Annotated in this window: 9 protein-coding genes; 4 read left to right on the top strand and 5 right to left on the bottom strand. The window is 49.6% G+C overall.

The window, feature by feature from the left end:
- Positions 1 to 370: 370 nt before the first annotated feature.
- The 3 genes from IEX86_RS18135 to IEX86_RS18125 all read right to left on the bottom strand — a co-directional run bounded on the left by IEX86_RS18135 (position 371) and on the right by IEX86_RS18125 (position 5,809).
- Positions 371 to 1,786, bottom strand: coding sequence for a sigma-54-dependent transcriptional regulator (locus IEX86_RS18135; protein ID WP_188867542.1), 1,416 nt, complete (start codon positions 1,784 to 1,786; stop codon positions 371 to 373).
- Between the two features lie 77 nt (positions 1,787 to 1,863).
- Entirely contained in the window at positions 1,864 to 3,678 is a 1,815-nt protein-coding gene (locus tag IEX86_RS18130) for a sensor histidine kinase (RefSeq protein WP_188867541.1), read from the bottom strand.
- 112 nt (positions 3,679 to 3,790) lie between these two features.
- A complete protein-coding gene (locus IEX86_RS18125; protein WP_188867540.1) occupies positions 3,791 to 5,809 on the bottom strand; it encodes a DUF4214 domain-containing protein in 2,019 nt (672 codons plus the stop codon).
- Between the two features lie 387 nt (positions 5,810 to 6,196).
- Here IEX86_RS18125 and IEX86_RS18120 point away from each other — a divergent pair, with 387 nt between their 5' ends.
- The 3 genes from IEX86_RS18120 to IEX86_RS18110 are packed head-to-tail and all read left to right on the top strand — an operon-like array spanning position 6,197 to position 10,704.
- Complete coding sequence (locus IEX86_RS18120; protein ID WP_188867539.1) at positions 6,197 to 7,978, top strand: type I secretion system permease/ATPase; 1,782 nt, start codon at positions 6,197 to 6,199, stop codon at positions 7,976 to 7,978.
- On the top strand, positions 7,978 to 9,297 hold the full coding sequence (locus IEX86_RS18115; RefSeq protein ID WP_188867538.1) for an HlyD family type I secretion periplasmic adaptor subunit: 1,320 nt from the start codon (positions 7,978 to 7,980) through the stop codon (positions 9,295 to 9,297). Before IEX86_RS18120 ends, IEX86_RS18115 begins: the two co-directional genes overlap by 1 nt.
- Before the next feature lie 3 nt (positions 9,298 to 9,300).
- Positions 9,301 to 10,704, top strand: a complete 1,404-nt coding sequence (locus IEX86_RS18110) for a TolC family outer membrane protein (RefSeq protein WP_188867537.1) — start codon at positions 9,301 to 9,303, stop codon at positions 10,702 to 10,704.
- Between the two features lie 48 nt (positions 10,705 to 10,752).
- Here IEX86_RS18110 and IEX86_RS18105 read toward each other — a convergent pair whose 3' ends face one another.
- Together IEX86_RS18105 and IEX86_RS18100 are read right to left on the bottom strand one after the other, a co-directional pair.
- On the bottom strand, positions 10,753 to 12,369 hold the full coding sequence (locus IEX86_RS18105) for a hypothetical protein (protein ID WP_188867536.1): 1,617 nt from the start codon (positions 12,367 to 12,369) through the stop codon (positions 10,753 to 10,755).
- 431 nt (positions 12,370 to 12,800) lie between these two features.
- On the bottom strand, positions 12,801 to 13,562 hold the full coding sequence (locus IEX86_RS18100) for a helix-turn-helix domain-containing protein (protein WP_188867535.1): 762 nt from the start codon (positions 13,560 to 13,562) through the stop codon (positions 12,801 to 12,803).
- A gap of 153 nt (positions 13,563 to 13,715) precedes the next feature.
- Here IEX86_RS18100 and IEX86_RS18095 point away from each other — a divergent pair, with 153 nt between their 5' ends.
- The gene (locus IEX86_RS18095) at positions 13,716 to 17,192 is read left to right on the top strand and encodes an acyl-[ACP]--phospholipid O-acyltransferase (RefSeq protein WP_188867534.1); all 3,477 of its coding nucleotides are present in this window, start codon (positions 13,716 to 13,718) and stop codon (positions 17,190 to 17,192) included.
- Positions 17,193 to 17,216 lie beyond the last annotated feature (24 nt).

Here is a 17,216-nt window from a genome sequence, read left to right as displayed (position 1 = left end):
CTTGACCATATAACACCCAAACAATCTGTTGTTTGGTAGACACAGCCGAAAGCTTGTTGAACCGCAAAACCAGATCACATACCCAATTCGGGGAAGCGACTAAATACCGATTCCCCACCTGAATTGCTTGACGATCATAGAGCGTTGGAACCACCTGATCCCTTTTCATCGTCAAGCACCTATACCCAAAACCCCCAGGCTCAATGGCCCGGGGGTTTTGCTTTTGGGCGCATAAAAAGGGCGTAGGCCAAGGTTTTTCCACCGTAGACTGCTTCTTACCTATATAACAGTAGGTAAAAAAGGGGGAAGTGTTGATAACACTTCCCCCTTTTCAAATAGAAATACTGAACCTATTGGTTTAATGAGCACATTATGAGCCTTGCTCTGTATCCTCATTGGTTACGCCATTGAAATTTAAGCCATGCTTTTTCAACTTATCTGAGAGCGTTTTACGTGGGAGTCCCAGAGCTTCTGCTACGCTACGAAGCGAGTTATGTGGCCGGCTTAGCTCCTGTGTAATTAGTACTCGCTCGAATGATTCGACTTGCTCACTTAGGTTGCTACCCAAGCCTGGAATTTCTACGACATGATTAGATGTTGTAGGTGTATGAGTATCATTGTTATCCAATGCTAACTCTAGCCCAAGCGCAAAGCGCTCAGCTGCATTTTGTAACTCTCTAACGTTACCTGGCCAGCGGTGGGCTATGAGTGCAGTACGTTGTAAACCGTCTAATTCTCGTAATGAGAGATGATGCCGAGCTGCCGCTGCTTCTGCGAAGTGGTGAAAAAGCGTGAGGATGTCTTCACTTCGCTCGCGAAGGGGCGGAATTCTTAGGCTGGCGACGTTTAACCGATAATAGAGATCTGCCCGAAAGCGACCTTGATCCGCTGCTTGCCTTAGATCTTCTTTAGTGGCCGCTATTACTCGAATATCTAATGGAATCTGCTGGTTAGAACCAAGCCGTTCGACAACACGCTCTTGGAGTAACCGTAATAGCTTGACCTGAATATCCAGGCTCATGCTTTCTATTTCATCTAGAAATACAGTTCCACCGTTAGCATATTCGAACTTTCCGATACGCCGCTTCTGCGCACCAGTGAATGCTCCCTGCTCGTGGCCAAAAAGTTCGCTTTCGACAACCGACTCAGCCAGTGCACCAGCATTGATAGCGACAAAAGGGCCATCTTTGCGTGCAGAAAGATCATGTAATGCCCGCGCCACTACTTCTTTACCAGCACCCGTTTCCCCTACGATAAGCACATCTGCATAGGTAGACGCCAACGCTCCGATTTGGTCGCGTAGGCGGCCCATGCTGGGGGCTTGGCCGATCAGTCGTGTTTGTAGCTCTTTGCGTTCGGCTAGTGCCAATCGAAGGCTACGGTTTTCCAAAACAAGGCGGCGAACCTCAAGCGCGCGGCGCACGCTGTCGAGCAGAGCGTCGTTAGCAAAAGGCTTTTCCAAAAAGTCGTAGGCTCCAGCACGCATGGCCTGAACAGCCAAAGGAACGTCTCCATGGCCTGTAATCAATACCACTGGTAGCTCAGCATCCTGGGTATGTAATTGCCCCAGTAGCTCAATGCCATCGATACCAGGCATACGAATATCACTGACAACGACTCCTGGCCAGTCGCGCGCAGACGCCATATCAAGCATACGCGCATCTGCTAGTGCTATAACCTTGAGGCCTGCCAAGTCCAATGTCTGACTTAAAGCCTGACGAAGGTGCGGGTCATCATCGATTAAAAGCACTTGGCTATTAGTATCGAAGGGCAAAGGGGAATTCATGGATAGCTTAAAACCTGATTTCTGTTAGACGCGAATAAGAGGCTCGCGTCTCTATAAGTTTTGCATAAACCGGGCAATCAGCCACGTACTTCCTCTTGTGGAACTGATGCTACGCCAGGTTTGCCATGCAGAAGGAACAGTCGTATTTCCGCGCCGCCTTCCACATGGTTGGACAAATGCAGGTGCCCACCCAGCGCGCGTAAGAGGGTGTCGCAGATGGCTAGGCCCAATCCAAGCCCTTGAGTCGTTGCCTTCGTCGTAAAGAACGGCTCGTGGGCTCTTGCTAGGGCCTCGGCTGAAAAGCCAGGGCCATTGTCGCGAATAATCAGTGTTACGCCTTTCTCATCTTGATTAGCAATTAGCCAAAGTCGGCGGGGCGGCCCTTTTTCAATTAGCGCATCTAAAGCATTAGTGAGGAGATTATTTATGATTTGACGCAGCCGCGTTTCGCCAGCCTGCACCCACAGCGGAGCATCAGGTAGATCTCGAATCAGTTCCACATTCATCGCGCGTCGACGTGCAGCCAGTAATGCTAATGCGTCTTCCAGCGCTGCTTGTAGTGCCACGCTTTCTGGTGCTCGTCGTGCACCACGTGCGTATGCCTTGAGATGAGAGATGATATTAGCCATACGCGTCGTCAGCTCGCCAATAAGCCTTAAATTACTCCGGGCGTCATCAACGCGACCATGATCCAACAGTACCGCTGCGTTTTCGGCATAACTGCGAATGGCTGCTAGCGGCTGGTTTAATTCATGGCTAATACTGGCTGACATGGTACCTAAAGCTGAAAGCTTTCCAGCCTGAACGACTTCATCTTGTGCTCGCATAAGCTCGCGCTGAGCTTGTTCACGATCATGTACCTCCTGCTGCAAGCGTTGGTTCAGTGTCTGAAGGTCCTGGGTGCGCTCTTGTACATTTAGTTCCAGATCGCGCTTGGCACGAGCATCTAGCGCGATTCGCTCAAGATAATGCCGGCGTCTTAACGTCATGACGGCCAATAGGAGAAGTAAGGCAAGAAGCGTAGCGCCACCAATGTAGAGGACGCTACGTACCTGACGTTCAAGCAAGTCACGAGGGGCTAGGATTTGCGCTGTCCAGCCAATTTCGTCCAGAAAGCGTTGCTGGATTAACCATTGGTTATCGCTGATTTCCAGTGGCTCAAGTGAGCCTCTGGGGTAGGGGAGGTTACGCGCAATGATTTCACGCTGTTGATCATTGAGCGGGCGGCTGGCCCGGAAGCGCCACTCATTGCGAGAGGTCAGAATCACTACCCCAAAGCTATCGGTAACTAAAAGTTGTTCAGGCGTCCGGCCCCATAGCTTTTCTGGTCCATCTAGGTCTACCTTGACCACGACCACGCCGATGACTTTTCCTCCATCATGTACTGGAGCTGCAAAGTAATAGCCTCGTTTACCTGAGGTGGTCCCAAGCCCAAAAAAACGACCGGACTTGTTTTGCATAGCTTCCTGATAATAGGGGCGAAAGGAAAAATCACGTCCAACAAAGCTATCCGACTCATTCCAGTTCGAGGTGGCTTGGCAGTATCCATCGGCTCGCATCAGGTAAATCACGTCTGCCCCAGTACGCTGCCGAATCCTTTCCAGCAGTTGATTGGCTGACTTTTGCACACCTGCATCGATTGGCTCATGCAGCGAGGCACGAAGCGCTGGCATATCACCCAGCAGATCCGGTAAGACCTCATAGCGCCGCAGCGTACCTAATAGGTTTGCCACATAGAGATCAAGTGTTTGCCGATTCTGCTCAGCCAACTGTCCGCTGTAATACCGCTGCGCTATGTAGTGCAACGGCCAAAGTAATGGGCCAAGAAGTAGGGCCAGTAAGGCGAGGGTGCGCCAGCGGGGACGTCTAAGAGGAGCGATCGAATAAGTCATTGATCTATATTACAGGTAGTAAGATATATCTGTAATATATACATATTGATAACTAGTCGTCTTACTAACAGGACTATCCCCAGGAGGGATAGTCCTGTCGATTAGGCGTATTTTATACCCACTCGCTTTGTCCAACTATTTGTATAAACCCTGCGCTTCCTTCCGTAATCAAGTGATTTTCAGTAGAATTAGTGAACTGGATCATCGCATCACCACGGGTCATTCCATGATCAAGTGCATTCGTCCAGGTTGCAAGTCCTGCAGTATCACCCTGTCGGCCTAAAATAATGTTGTATAACTGATTGGCAAAGCCATAATTGTCTACAGCATTATATCGGAGGGCAAATTCCTGCGATTGAGAAAAGCTGTTGGCGATTGTATTAAATGACATGCCATGTGAGCTAGCGTTCAGCCAGTTTTGTAAACCATTATAGTCAGGTGTACGATCAAATACAGTATACAAACGAGCTATTTGCGCCTGCTCTTCACTTAGCACATAAACATCCTTATCTTTGAAACTAAGCATGTTTATATCATTAAGATTAAAAGTTGCATTTGTAGTGTTATTGGTTAAATGCAGGACGCTAGAGTCTGAGTTATCGACTTGACGTAGGTAGTCAGTTGAAACTCCGTTTAGATGGAAAACATCTCCGCCTCTAGATGTACGGATGTCGCTAAAGTTTTGGTCGTTTAGGACGATTGAGCTTTCGTATAGGTGGTCAGCGTATGATGTTCCAAGGGCATAGCCTTTTTGTATGACGCTATCGGTGTCTGCCCAAGCATTGTTACCCACTATATTAATGAAGCCCGAAGGCCCTTCTGTAATAGCTTTGTTTTCAGCCGAATTAGTAAATTGAATCATCGCGTCACCACGGGTTAAACCGTTGTTAAGCGCATTGGTCCAATTGGCAATGCCTGCGTCGTCACCTTGGCGACCCAGGATTATACTATAAAGTTGGCCTGCAAAGCCTAAGTTATCGACTGCATTATAGCGAAGCGCAAACTCCTGCGACTGAGAAAAGCTATTGGCGATTGTATTAAACGATGTGCCATGTGCATAACTTGTCAGCCAATTATTTAGGCCGTCATAGTCAGGTGCTCGATCAAATACGGTATAGAGGCGAGCTATCTTTGCCTGTTCTTCAGTTAGCACATAAACAGTTTTATCTTGGTAAACAAGAGCGTTTATATCGTGTAGAGAAATAAAGGTTTCATTGTAAGTGTTAAACAGGATGACTGCGTTAGGATCGGTTCTATCCATGTAATACTGGTAATAACTTGAATCTAGACCCAGTTTAATAATATCTCCGCCATTGTAGCCGTATACTTCGCTTATTCCATTGTTGTCAAATGAAAGATTTAATTCGTAAAACAGATCACTATGCTCGCTTCCGCTTGTTATGCCTTGTCCAATAGGACGATACGCATTTTCGGAGAGATAAATGTCATTAGAGGCGGAGGTTTGGTTATACCAATTTTGTTTAAGCGCTCCAGAAAGGCCTGCATAATTTGAAAAATAGTCACTGCCAGTTGAGAGTACTCCACGAATAACAGGTGATCCGCCACCGCTATAGTCTAGTAAGGGGCCACCAGAGGCTCCCGCACCTAGTGCAACATTCAGTCGATAGACATCCAGACCATATAGCGAGTTATAGATAGATGATGCACTTCCAGTGTCTTCCATAAGACCTGTACCTTGGGCGGGATACCCCAGCACTGTGCCTTGGAAGTTGTTAATGCTTGTAAATGATGTATCAAGTATTCCTGTTAGAGAGCCTAAATTTACATTTAGACCAATGATGGCTAAGTCTACGCTGGCTTCTTCTAAGGTAAGTCTATGGTCACCTTCAGGATCCTGGCTACTTGTATAGCCAATCCAGTTACTCGCTGAATAAGTGCCAAAAGGTGCTGAAAAGCTATAAGTACTGTCATTGACAAAAGCGCCAGGAGTTACCATGACTTGGGAAGCCCATCCGCCATGAGCACTGTCGTAAACAGTATGCATCGCGGTCAGTACATCATTAGAGCCAACTACGCTGCCTGAGGCTCGACTTATATACCCATCAGCAAAATAGCTCTCTATATAGCAGACAGCTTTGTAAGGGGAGATTCTAGAAGTTATCTCGATCATTACTACTCGACCAGTTGGGTGAAAAATATTAAATATGATACGTGCGGCTTATCGTAAGACGAAGAAGTTAATACTACGCTCGTCCATCCAATAAGACCGTTTGGTTAGTCTATTAGTGATGCCGGCTCTCTCTAATGGGCTATAAAACATTTTGGATCATTCAGATTTTTCCCAAATGTAGTCAGGGAATAAAAAGCCGGATAGTTTATCGGCTGCACTTAACAGAGCTTGAGGTTGATACGAAGTAATAGAGCTAAGGGAGTTTTGCTCTATCGTTAAGAGAAACAATAACTGGCTTGTTTATTGCTGAGATATGCGTGTGCCATTTTTTTGGCTGTCTTTCATAGCAATATCAACTTATTCCATGTCTTCTTGTTGGTGTAACTGATGCAGTCCAAGCCCCTAACTGATCTTCAGCGCGTATTAATTGTCTGCAAAGGCAGTTTTTTGACGGTTGGTTTTTTTAGCCTTTTCATCAATCTGCTGCTGCTAGTGCCTTCTTTCTACATGCTGCAGGTCTACGATCGGGTGCTTACTAGCAGCAGCATTATGACGCTAAGCATGCTCTCGCTTATTATGATTCTGCTAATGGCGACTTATGGGGCGCTAGAGTGGGTTCGCTCGCGGATTTTGGTCAGAGTATCGACGCGTTTGGATTTGATGCTCAATGAACGGCTGTATGACGCTAGTTTTAAACAGGCTTTGTATAGTGGTGGTGCCAAGGCTTCGGCACAGCCTTTGAATGATCTGACGGGGCTTCGTCAGTTTTTGACCAGCAACGGCTTGTTTGCTTTTTTTGATGCGCCTTGGTTACCCATTTATGTCGGCGTGATGTTCTTCTTCCATCCTTGGTATGGCTGGCTGGCTGTACTGGGAGCTGCTGTATTGCTTGTATTGGCAATCATTAATGAAAGGCTTACCAGCAAGCCTTTGGCAGACGCCAACAGAGAAAATATTAGCGCTACAAGCTTTACCAGCAAGAGCCTACGTAATGCGGAAGTAGTGGCTTCTATGGGGATGCTTCCTAATCTGTTTTCCCTTTGGAGAAAGAAAAACAATACAGTACTGGCTTTGCAAGCTACTGCTAGCGAGCATGGTGGTGCATTTAGCAATGCCTCCAAGACACTCCGTATGCTGCTTCAGTCAGCTATTTTAGGAGTAGGTGCATATTTGGTGATTGATCACCAAATTACTCCAGGTCTCATGACTGCAGGTTCCTTGTTATTAGGGCGCGCTCTGGCGCCTATCGATATGCTGATTGGCAGTTGGAAAGGATTTGTTACTGCTAGAGATCAATACCTGCGTTTGAATGAGCTGCTTTATATCGTACAAACTGAGCCCGAGCGTATGGCATTACCTGCCCCTAAAGGCCAGGTTTCGTTGGAACAGGTGGTACTCGCACCCCCTGGTGCTTTTCAACCATCTTTAAAAGGTGTGTCTTTTAGCGTTGCCTCAGGAGCTTCAGTTGGCATCTTAGGGGCGAGCGCAGCAGGCAAATCTTCTTTGGCCCGGGCCCTATTAGGTATCTGGCCTGCCCAGAATGGCAAGGTTCGCCTTGATGGGGCTGACATTCTAACTTGGCGGCGTGAAGAGCTAGGTCCCTATCTAGGCTATTTACCGCAAGATATCGAACTCTTTGATGGAAGCATAAGTGAGAACATTGCCCGCTTTGGTGTGATTGACCCTGCAGCTGTAGTTGAGGCCGCGCAGCTGGCAGGCGTCCATGAAATGATTCTTCGCCTACCTCAGGGCTATGACACAGTAATTGGAGCTAATGGCTCTTTATCTGGCGGTCAGCGTCAGCGCATAGGATTGGCGCGAGCAGTCTATGGTAAGCCACGTCTTATTGTTCTGGATGAGCCTAACTCCAACCTTGATGAGCATGGCGAAAAAGCTCTGGGGGAAGCGCTGATGAAGATCAAAGCAACAGGGGCTACCTTGTTTATTATCTCCCATCGTCCGGGCATTCTTGCGTACGTAGATACCCTTGTAGTAATGAGCGAAGGGCAAGTGGTCGCAGTTGGGCCGCGTGATCAAGTTTTGATGCAATTACAGGCATCAGCACAGGGTAAGCGTCCAGACGCTACCTCTGCTTCTACCTCAACCGTTAACACTTCTTGGGCCCCACGTATGCCATCCAAAGTAGGGCGTTCGGAGGGCTATCGCTAATGAATACGCAATCGTTAGACCTTGGGAGCCAAGAACTCAAGGTTTCGGACACTTCTTTGCGCCGCTTAGGCTACCTGATTTTGATTGTTGTATTTGGGGTAGGTGGGCTCTGGGCAAGCCTAGCGCCTCTTGACAGTGCTGCCTTGGCTTCAGGCTATGTGGCTGTAAAAAGCTACCGCAAGACGGTACAGCATCTGGAAGGAGGAATCGTTAAAGAGCTGTACGTGCACGATGGTGACAGGGTGAAAGAGGGTGATCTTCTTCTGGCATTAGATGACACACAGGCCCGTGCCCAACTAGAGGCAGCACGTAGCCAACTCGTAGCGGCCCAAGCTTTGGAGGCTCGTTTGATCGCCGAGCGCGATGACAAGGATGAAATAGTGTTTGGCAGCGTCGACTTTCCTGAGGAGGACATACGTATACGGGAGGCTCGTAATAGTGAAAGGCATATTTTCGTGGCTCAAAGAAATACCCGACTAGGGGAGGTGGAGGTTTTAAAAAGCAAAAGTGCAGAGCTTGAGCAGCAGATACGTGGATTCAATGCGGTTATCCAAAGCAAGCTGCAGCTTTCTAAGTCTTATGACAATGAGATCAAGGATCTTAATGCTCTGCTTAAAGAGGGTTTTGTCAGTAATGAAAGATTGCGCGATCAGGAACGTAATCAGTCGCGCTTGCAGGCAGAAATTGTTGATCAGCAGTCTGCTGCTGCCCGTGCACGCGTTCAAATAGGGGAAAATAAGCTGCAAATCCTGCAGCTTAAGCAGAAATTCAAATCCGATGTGGCAGGTAAGTTAGCAGAAACACAGTCACGTATTTATGAGTTACGGGAGCGTCTAGGCGCAATACAGGACATGGTTAATCGCTTACTTGTCAGGGCTCCTGTTAACGGCATGATCATGGGTCTTTCTGTACATACGGTGGGAGGTGTAATTTCCCCAGGCACTCATTTACTGGATATCGTCCCGGCTGGCGATGATCTTATCGTTGAGGTGCAAATTCAGCCTAATGACATTAACCGCATTGAGATAGGTAAAAAAGCAGAAGTACGTTTTAGTGCCTTTAAAAATGCTACGACGCCTATCTTGGAAGGCGTCCTTGTCTACGTTTCCGCTGACCGGCTGGTGAATGAGAAAACCGGAGAGCCATATTACCTGGGGCGTGTCGCATTAACAGACAAAGGACAGTCTGAGCTAGGTTCTCGTGAGCTAGTGCCAGGCATGCCGGCAGAAGTATTGATCAATACTGGCTCTCGTACTTTTCTTAATTACTTACTTAAGCCTGCACAAAATGCCATGGCTCGCTCTATGATCGAGGAATAAGCCATGCGCTATGCCATTATTCTTTTAAGTTTGTTTGCTTATATTTCTTCTGCTGCTATGGCTCAAAGTCGTTTGGAGACAGAGGCCGCAATGGATTTATGGCAGTTATACCTACAGTCACGTCTTTCTGATCCTCGTATTTTGAGTGCAGAGGCGCAGATTCGTAGCGGAGCGGGAGAGCAACGCGCTGCCTTGGGTCAAATGCTGCCGCAACTGAGTGCTAACAGTGCTTATAGTAAGGTTCGGCGTGTTGAGCAGGGCTTACAAGGGCCTCGTCCCGATAACGAAGCGTTTAGCGGAGAGACCTATACTCTGAGCCTAAGCCAGGCTATCTATAATCCTGCGGCCTGGAGAAGCTTCAAGAAATATTCTGAACTTACGGAGCAATATCGTTCACAGTACGACGACGTCAAGATTCAGTCTGCCGTTGATTTGGTGCAACGTTATTTTGCTGCGTTGGCTGCTGAAGATGAGTTAGAGCTGGCTATTGCTGAACGGAAAACGACACAGCGAAACCTTGATCGGGCTAAGGCGCTATTTGATCGACAACTGGCTACTATTACGGATGTGCTTCAAATTTCTGCTCGCGTTGATAGTTTGAAAACAGCCGAAATAGAGGCCAAAAATCAAATTCAGGTCACTCGAGAGTCCCTTGCTGAATTGGTTGGGCGCGACGTTTATCAACCCTTCAAGCGAATTGACAGCAATGCTCGCTTTGAGATGCCTTCTAGCGACGAAGCTTCATGGGTAAACGCTGCACTAACTAATAATCCTGCTTTAAAGGCCAAGCAGAGGGCTGTAGATGCTAGTAACTATGCTATCGAAGAGGCCCGTGCGGGGCATTTGCCTACGCTTAGCTTTGGTCTTGGCGCACAGCGTAGTGACTTTGCTTATGAAAATGTTCCCTCCCCACGCACTGATACCTATTCCGCCAATATCTCTCTACAGATACCTATTTATAGCGGCGGCTCTACGCGTGCCCGAGTAGAGGGACTATATGGCTCCAGAGATGCTGCAGAGCAGGATTACGAATCCATTCGCAGACAGGTCATCAAAGAGACACGTACGGCCTATATGAAGAGCGCTTCTAATCTAAGCAAGATTGCTTCTTCTCACCGTGCCCTGGATTCAGCTATCAAGTCCCGAGAGGCTAATGAGCGATCCTTGTCGCTAGGGGTTGCAACTGCTGTAGACGTTCTGAATGCTGTGCAGCAAGAATACTCCTCCCGGCGAGACTACTTAAAAGCGCAGTATGACTTTATTACTAACCAGCTCGTTTTGCTTCGCTGGCGTGGTGATCTAGCTGATGCCGATATTCGTAAAATCAATGACTGGTTAAGCGTGCCCGTACCAGGAGAAACGCGCAGTACAGGCGTCAAGGAAGGCGAAGTACCAAAGAATGGATAACGCTGCCTCCAGGCGGCCTTGAGGCGATCCGGCCGCCTGGAAGTGTGGTTAACCTTTTCTGCTAAGTGCAGTATCCAGACGCCGCCATTGGCCCTGGTCTTTTACAAAGGTCACAACCCGGTTACCTCTCTCAACAACAGTTGCCTTGGTATATTCGGGCAGGTCGACCTGAAAGTCCTTGCCTTCCAGATAGACTCCACCGCAATTGCTGGGATCTCTTTGAAAGTCCACTGGCTGTGGGCGCAGCTCATAAACACCGCGATGGAAGAGCAGATTTGTATAGCCGCGAACGCTCATATCGGTAGATAACACAGCGCATTTTATATCCAGCTCCTGCTCGACCAGCGACGCCAGCTGCTTGTTTTGTTGATCGATCAAGGGCCATGCGGCATAGGTCGCAATGTCTTTCTTGTAGGTCATGCAGCCTTGTATTGCTGCCAGAGCGATCAGCCCAGCAAGTACTGCTCTGCCTTTAGTCCTGAAGTAAAGCAGGGATAATCCAAGTAGCAGGGCTGCAGGAAAGATGAACTTCAAGCGATCGAATGAAAATTGCGTGGCATGCTGAAGCATGACCAGGTTTTCCAGTAGCGGTACGCTGGCCGCGATGAGTACAACTAACGTGATTGATAGCGCTCTGTTCGGTGCTTTCTGACTTTTCCTCAGCCAGATGAGCGCTGCTCCTGTTATCACCAGGGCTGCGATGAAGTAGCCGTAAGAAAGCAGATAGGCATGTAGCAGGTCAGACAAGCTGCCAGCACCGGCACTACGGGCCAGAAAGCGTCTGGCGAAGGCTTTGAGCGTAGGCAGCAAGCCCGCAGCAAGGCTGTAATGCAAAATGGTAATGACGCCAGCCAGGATGGTGGCTATGCAGATCTTCTTTGATAGCCATCGGGAGCCATCAATCTTCAGGGTGTTGACCCACAGGATGCAGAAAAGCCCGAAATTAAAGAAGTAACCCGTCCATTCGGTGAGCGCGCCCAAAAAGGCCAGAACACACAGCGCCCAGGCATAGCGCTGGCGGCTTTGCGCACCTGTGGTTGAGCAGTATTTGAACAAGACAAAAAGGGAGGACAGCAGGATTAACTGGTAGAAGCTTTGTACCCAATAAATCACACCATGGGAAAGCAAAGCCTCGCGGCTGAAGATACCGATAGCACTCCCTAATAACGCACCGGAGACGGCTGACCAGGCGTTTAACCCATTGAAACGCAGGACCTTGAATAAAAAAGTAAACAGCAACAAGGTGATAACGGAGCCCAAGACAAAGTTGAAAAAGGCCAAGCTTTCCAAGGAGATAGGCTGGCCAGACACTTTCAATGCAAAGTAGGGCGCCAGGAATCCATAGGGTGTAAAGCTGGTATAGACGTAATCACCTGTTCGCGTAGGGATAGTTGCGCCCCAGGCAATGTGTTTGTCCTTTTCTTCGCCTAGCGAAATCGTAGGCAGATACCAATGACGTGCTACGTCAGATTCGTTGAGAGCATTTAATGTGATCAAGACATGGTAGCTAGCTTCCAGGTTCTGGGAGCCTGTTACTTTCTCAAAATCATGCAGTCTGAAAAAAAGAGAAATGGCCAGAAAGGCACAGACGATCAATATCCCCAAATAAAAAGGTTTCTGCTCCGAGTAGGTGGGCGTTTCCAACGAATAATCCAAGCTCTTCATCCTTACCTCCTTTGGCATAGCTGAAAGGTCTTCAAAAGGCCGGGCAAAATGAACAATTAATGAACAATTGAAGACAGCCCGGCAGGTAGCAGGCATTCCATGCATATGTCAGGACGGCAATAGCAGCAGGCCATAAACGTCAGGCGGAAGACGCGTCTGGAGCGGGCGCTCCGATGGCTACGCACACTGCTGTAAATCAGAGTTTCTCTGACGAAGTGGCGGGTCGATCCTAAAAGCAGTGACCCTTATAGATGGCACTAAACAATACAGACGATTTCAGAGCGCCATCGGCAAGTCTAGAAAGCCAAGGGTAGACGTCAAGTTGTAGTCGGGATTAACCATATCCAAGTCTTTAATATTTGAACTTGCCCATAAAACGGCCAAGCTTTTACATCAGACTTGAGAAATAAGGTAGAAACTATCGAAGCCGCTTATGTAGCAGGCTTTTTCTCTTGGGCGGAGCGCTTGCTATAGCGCTCAAATAAACCATATCGCCATTGTCGTACCGCCAGTACGGTCGTAGTGCCAAAACGTTGCTCTATCGGCAGGTCTGCTTCCTCCGCGCACAAGTTGTTGAACTTTCTTCCTAGGCGTTGAAGCTTTTGCTGCCATTGCCTATTTCCGGCCCGTGACAGCAGGCCGTTGAACACCAAAAGCTGTTCTGATTCGCCTTCAAAGCGTGAATGAAAGAAGTCCTTGGCAACCTGCTCCTGAAAAAGCTGCTGAATTGGTCCGCCTGGACGCCAGCGGAAGTTTCGGCTTATCAATAGCTTGATACGGTTATTGGGTAACAACTCGATGAGCTTCAAGCGATCCAGCCGTACCAGTAATCGGGTGCATTCGGCGGTTGTTAGCTGATACTGCTCAATAATGTTGGTAAAGCTATAGCCGTTGATTACGCATACGGCCACGAGCAGGAGCAGGCCATCACTGGCAATCTCCTGCTCCTGAGCCTCACTCAGTTCATCGGTTTGTCGCTGCTGCACGGACATAGCCTGGACGAGTTCAGTAATGTCCATGTTGATCACATTGCATACGAGCGCTAGGCGCTGCAGGGTAAAGCTCTCGTCGGCGAACAGGCGTTTGACCGAGGCTTCACTCAGGTCAAGTGCTGCTGCCACATCTGCATAGGTCTTGCCGTGTGCTTTAAGCTGTTTTTTAAGGGTATCGATCAGGGAAGAAACTTGGGCCATCTTGGCACCTCGAAAGGAGTAAGCAGTAACAGCTAAAAGTATCGAGAAATAATACCTTAAACATCCTTTAACGCTACGTTTTGCATTTTAGTTGTGGATTCTGAAGCGCCCCGGCAGTCTGCCTGCACTTCCATCCCGTTTCAGAGACTTGTTATGGACAAACTGCACCGGCTATCGGGCGCCTGGCCTTATCTGATCGCGATCTTTCTGAACGCATTCGTCGATCTGGGCCACAAAATCATTATTCAAAATACCGTCTTCAAAATTTATGACGGCTCTACTCAGGTGGTGCTGACGGCCTTGGTGAACGGGCTGATGCTTTTGCCATTCATTTTACTATTCAGTCCTTCCGGCTACGTCGCGGATACCTTTCGCAAGCTATCGGTCATGCGGATGTCTGCCTGGGCAGCTGTTGCTATCACCGGGCTGATCACCTGGTCGTATTATGCCGGTTGGTTCTGGCTGGCTTTTGCCATGACCCTGCTGTTGGCGGTGCAGGCTACCTTTTATTCGCCAGCCAAATACGGCTATATCAAGACCCTATTTGGAAAGGCGCGGCTCGCAGAGGCCAATGGTCTGGTTCAGGCCGTCTCGATTGTGGCAATTTTAGCCGGGACGTTTGTCTTTACAGCACTCTTTGAAAACAGTCTTTCTGCCGAATCGAAAACCGCTGATGAGATGCTACGGGATATCGCGCCGCTCGGATGGCTGCTGGTGATAAATAGCGTCATTGAGCTGGCACTGCTCTATTGCCTGCCTACCAAGGAAGCGCCAGCGTCTAGCCGCCCGTTCAATTGGCAGGATTACCTTCATGGTCGTGCCGCTGTAGCAAACCTGCAAACGGTCAAAGCGCAATCAGCTATTCGCCTGGCTATTGTTGGCTTGGCAACATTTTGGTCGGTAGGCCAAGTCATGCTGGCAGCGTTTCCGTCCTACGCCAAAGACAGTTTGGGCGTTGATAACGCTCTTGTTGTGCAGGGCATCCTGGCGTGTAGCGGCATCGGTATTGCGCTCGGGTCAGCTCTGGCGAGTGGCCTGTCACGCAACCGGATCGAGACAGGACTTGTTCCGCTAGGGGCACTGGGGATCGCCATAGGGCTAGGCGGCTTGCTGCTGTTGGATTCACCGCTTTCTCACGCACTTAACTTCATTTTTATCGGGGTCATGGGCGGGCTGTTCATCGTGCCACTCAACGCGTTGATTCAGTTCCATGCGCCTGAGAAAGAGCTGGGAACAGTATTGGCGGCCAGCAACTGGATCCAGAATCTGGCCATGCTGGGTTTCCTGATCCTGACAGCAGTCTTTGCACTGGCCGGTGTTGATAGTCGTTATCTGCTGGGGCTGATTGCTCTGGTTGCGCTAGTAGGGGGTGCTTATACCGTAGGCAAGCTGCCGCAAAGTCTGGTGCGCTTTCTGCTCGGCTTTTTCATGACCCGCCATTACAAGGTAGAGGTACATGGCCTGCAAAATCTGCCCGCACAGGGCGGCGTATTACTGCTGGGCAACCACATCAGCTGGATTGACTGGGCGATCGTACAGATTGCCTGCCCTCGACCTGTCCGCTTCGTGATGCTCAAGAATATTTATAACCTATGGTTCATGCGGTGGTTCTTCAAATCCCTGGGCTGTATTCCAATTCAGCCGGGTGCAGGGGCTGCCCAAGCATTGGAGCAGGTAGCAGAACTGCTTAACGCGGGCGAAGTGGTCTGCCTGTTCCCTGAGGGGGCTATCAGTCGCAATGGCCAGTTAGGTGAGTTCCGTAAAGGATATGAGCGGGCCTGCGAAAAAGCCAATGATGATGTTCTCATCGTTCCGTTCTACCTGCGTGGTTTGTGGGGCAGTCAGTTCTCTCGTTCCTCCAGCAAGCTGAAGGAATTACGCGACTCAGCGCTTCATCGCTCTGTAGTCGTCGCCTTTGGCAAGACCTTGCCCAAAGACACGCCTGCCGATGTTCTCAAGCGCCGGATATTCGACCAGACCATTCGCTCCTGGCAGATCTATATGGAAGACCTGCCAACCCTGGCCGATGCCTGGATCGAAACCGTCAAGCGCCGCAGCGGTCAGTTGGCGATTGCCGATAGCCTCGGTAAGCCAATGAAGGCGGCTCAGGCGTTAGCAGCCAGTAGTGCCATGGCGCGGCGTATCACCAAGCTCAGCCCCGAGCAGAACGTAGGGCTGTTGCTACCGACCAGTGCCGGTGGCGTATTGGCCAACATGGCAACCCTGCTGGCTGGCAAGACGCTGGTCAACCTCAACTATACGGCAAGTCAGGAAGCCCTACGCTCAGCGCTGGAGCAGGCTGGCATCCAGACGGTCTACAGTTCAAAACGATTTGTAGAAAAGCTCGAGCAGCGTGGCTTGCCAGTCAAGGCAGTGCTGGAAGGGCGCCGGGTTGTTTATCTGGAAGATATGCGGCAGGAGTTCAGTAAGACTGAGCTTATGGCAACTTGGCTAGCGATCCGTCTATTGCCGGCCTGGGCGCTACGCCCATTGCTTAGCCGCGCTCACAATCCTGAGGCAACAGCGGCCATTCTGTTCTCTAGCGGCAGTGAGGGAGCGCCTAAAGGGGTCATGCTCAGCCATCGCAATATCATGGCGAACCTGAAGCAGACATCCGATGTGCTTAACACTGAAAATGACGATGTTGTCATGGCCTCGCTGCCGCTGTTCCATGCGTTTGGTTTGACGGTTACACAATTCCTGCCATTGATCGAAGGGCTCCCCATGGTCTGCCATGCAGACCCGACCGATGTCATGGGCATTGCCAAGGCTGTCACGACATACCGTGCAACCATCATGTGCGGCACATCTACCTTCCTGCGGCTTTTTACGCGTAACCGCAAGGTGCACCCGCTCATGCTGGACAGCCTTCGTATTATCGTGGCGGGAGCTGAAAAGCTCAGTGATGACGTACGTGAGTCCTTCAAGCTCAAGTTCAACAAGGAGATCTATGAAGGCTACGGTGCAACTGAAACGGCTCCTGTAGCGTCGGTTAACCTGCCGGACGCCATCGATGTGGCCTACATGCAGGTGCAGTGCGGCGGTAAGCAGGGCACGGTAGGGATGCCGCTGCCAGGCACCAGTCTCAAGATTGTTGATCCAGAAAGCTTTGAAGAACTACCTACAGGCCAGGAGGGCATGATCCTTATCGGCGGCCCTCAAGTGATGCAGGGCTATCTGAATAACCCTGCCAAGACAGCGAGTGCCATTCATGAGCTTGACGGCGTGCGCTGGTACGTGACGGGTGACAAGGGCCGGTTAGATGAAGATGGTTTCCTGACTATCGTCGATCGTTACTCACGGTTTGCGAAAATTGGTGGTGAAATGGTTAGCTTGGGCTCTGTCGAACAGGCTCTTATCAAGCTGATCGATAACCCTGAAATTGAAGTCATGGCTGTCAACGTGCCGGATGCCAAGAAGGGCGAGCGCATTGTCATTCTTCATGAGCAGCCCTTAGAAACGGGCGTGCTGGAAAAACGCATGCTTGAAGCTGGTCATAACCCACTCATGCTGCCTTCGACCTGGGTACAGGTCGAAGCACTGCCCAAGCTAGGTTCCGGCAAGGCAGATATTGCCTCGGCCAAGAGGCTAGCGTTGACATCCCTAGTAGAAACCAGTGCCTCTGAATAGCCCAGGTACTCCCGTTAAGGCCTG

The organism is Pseudomonas asuensis (assembly GCF_014646755.1).
GTDB lineage: Bacteria > Pseudomonadota > Gammaproteobacteria > Pseudomonadales > Pseudomonadaceae > Chryseomonas > Chryseomonas asuensis.
This window is presented reverse-complemented; position numbering and strand designations above follow the sequence as displayed.

Bases quoted from the DNA above. Each gene is read 5' to 3' on its own strand.
- IEX86_RS18115 (WP_188867538.1), top strand. From the start codon at position 7,978: ATGAATACGCAATCGTTAGACCTTGGGAGCCAAGAACTCAAGGTTTCG.
- IEX86_RS18100 (WP_188867535.1), bottom strand. From the start codon at position 13,562: ATGGCCCAAGTTTCTTCCCTGATCGATACCCTTAAAAAACAGCTTAAA.
- IEX86_RS18125 (WP_188867540.1), bottom strand. From the start codon at position 5,809: ATGATCGAGATAACTTCTAGAATCTCCCCTTACAAAGCTGTCTGCTAT.
- IEX86_RS18110 (WP_188867537.1), top strand. From the start codon at position 9,301: ATGCGCTATGCCATTATTCTTTTAAGTTTGTTTGCTTATATTTCTTCT.
- IEX86_RS18135 (WP_188867542.1), bottom strand. From the start codon at position 1,786: ATGAATTCCCCTTTGCCCTTCGATACTAATAGCCAAGTGCTTTTAATC.
- IEX86_RS18120 (WP_188867539.1), top strand. From the start codon at position 6,197: ATGCAGTCCAAGCCCCTAACTGATCTTCAGCGCGTATTAATTGTCTGC.
- IEX86_RS18095 (WP_188867534.1), top strand. From the start codon at position 13,716: ATGGACAAACTGCACCGGCTATCGGGCGCCTGGCCTTATCTGATCGCG.
- IEX86_RS18105 (WP_188867536.1), bottom strand. From the start codon at position 12,369: ATGAAGAGCTTGGATTATTCGTTGGAAACGCCCACCTACTCGGAGCAG.
- IEX86_RS18130 (WP_188867541.1), bottom strand. From the start codon at position 3,678: ATGACTTATTCGATCGCTCCTCTTAGACGTCCCCGCTGGCGCACCCTC.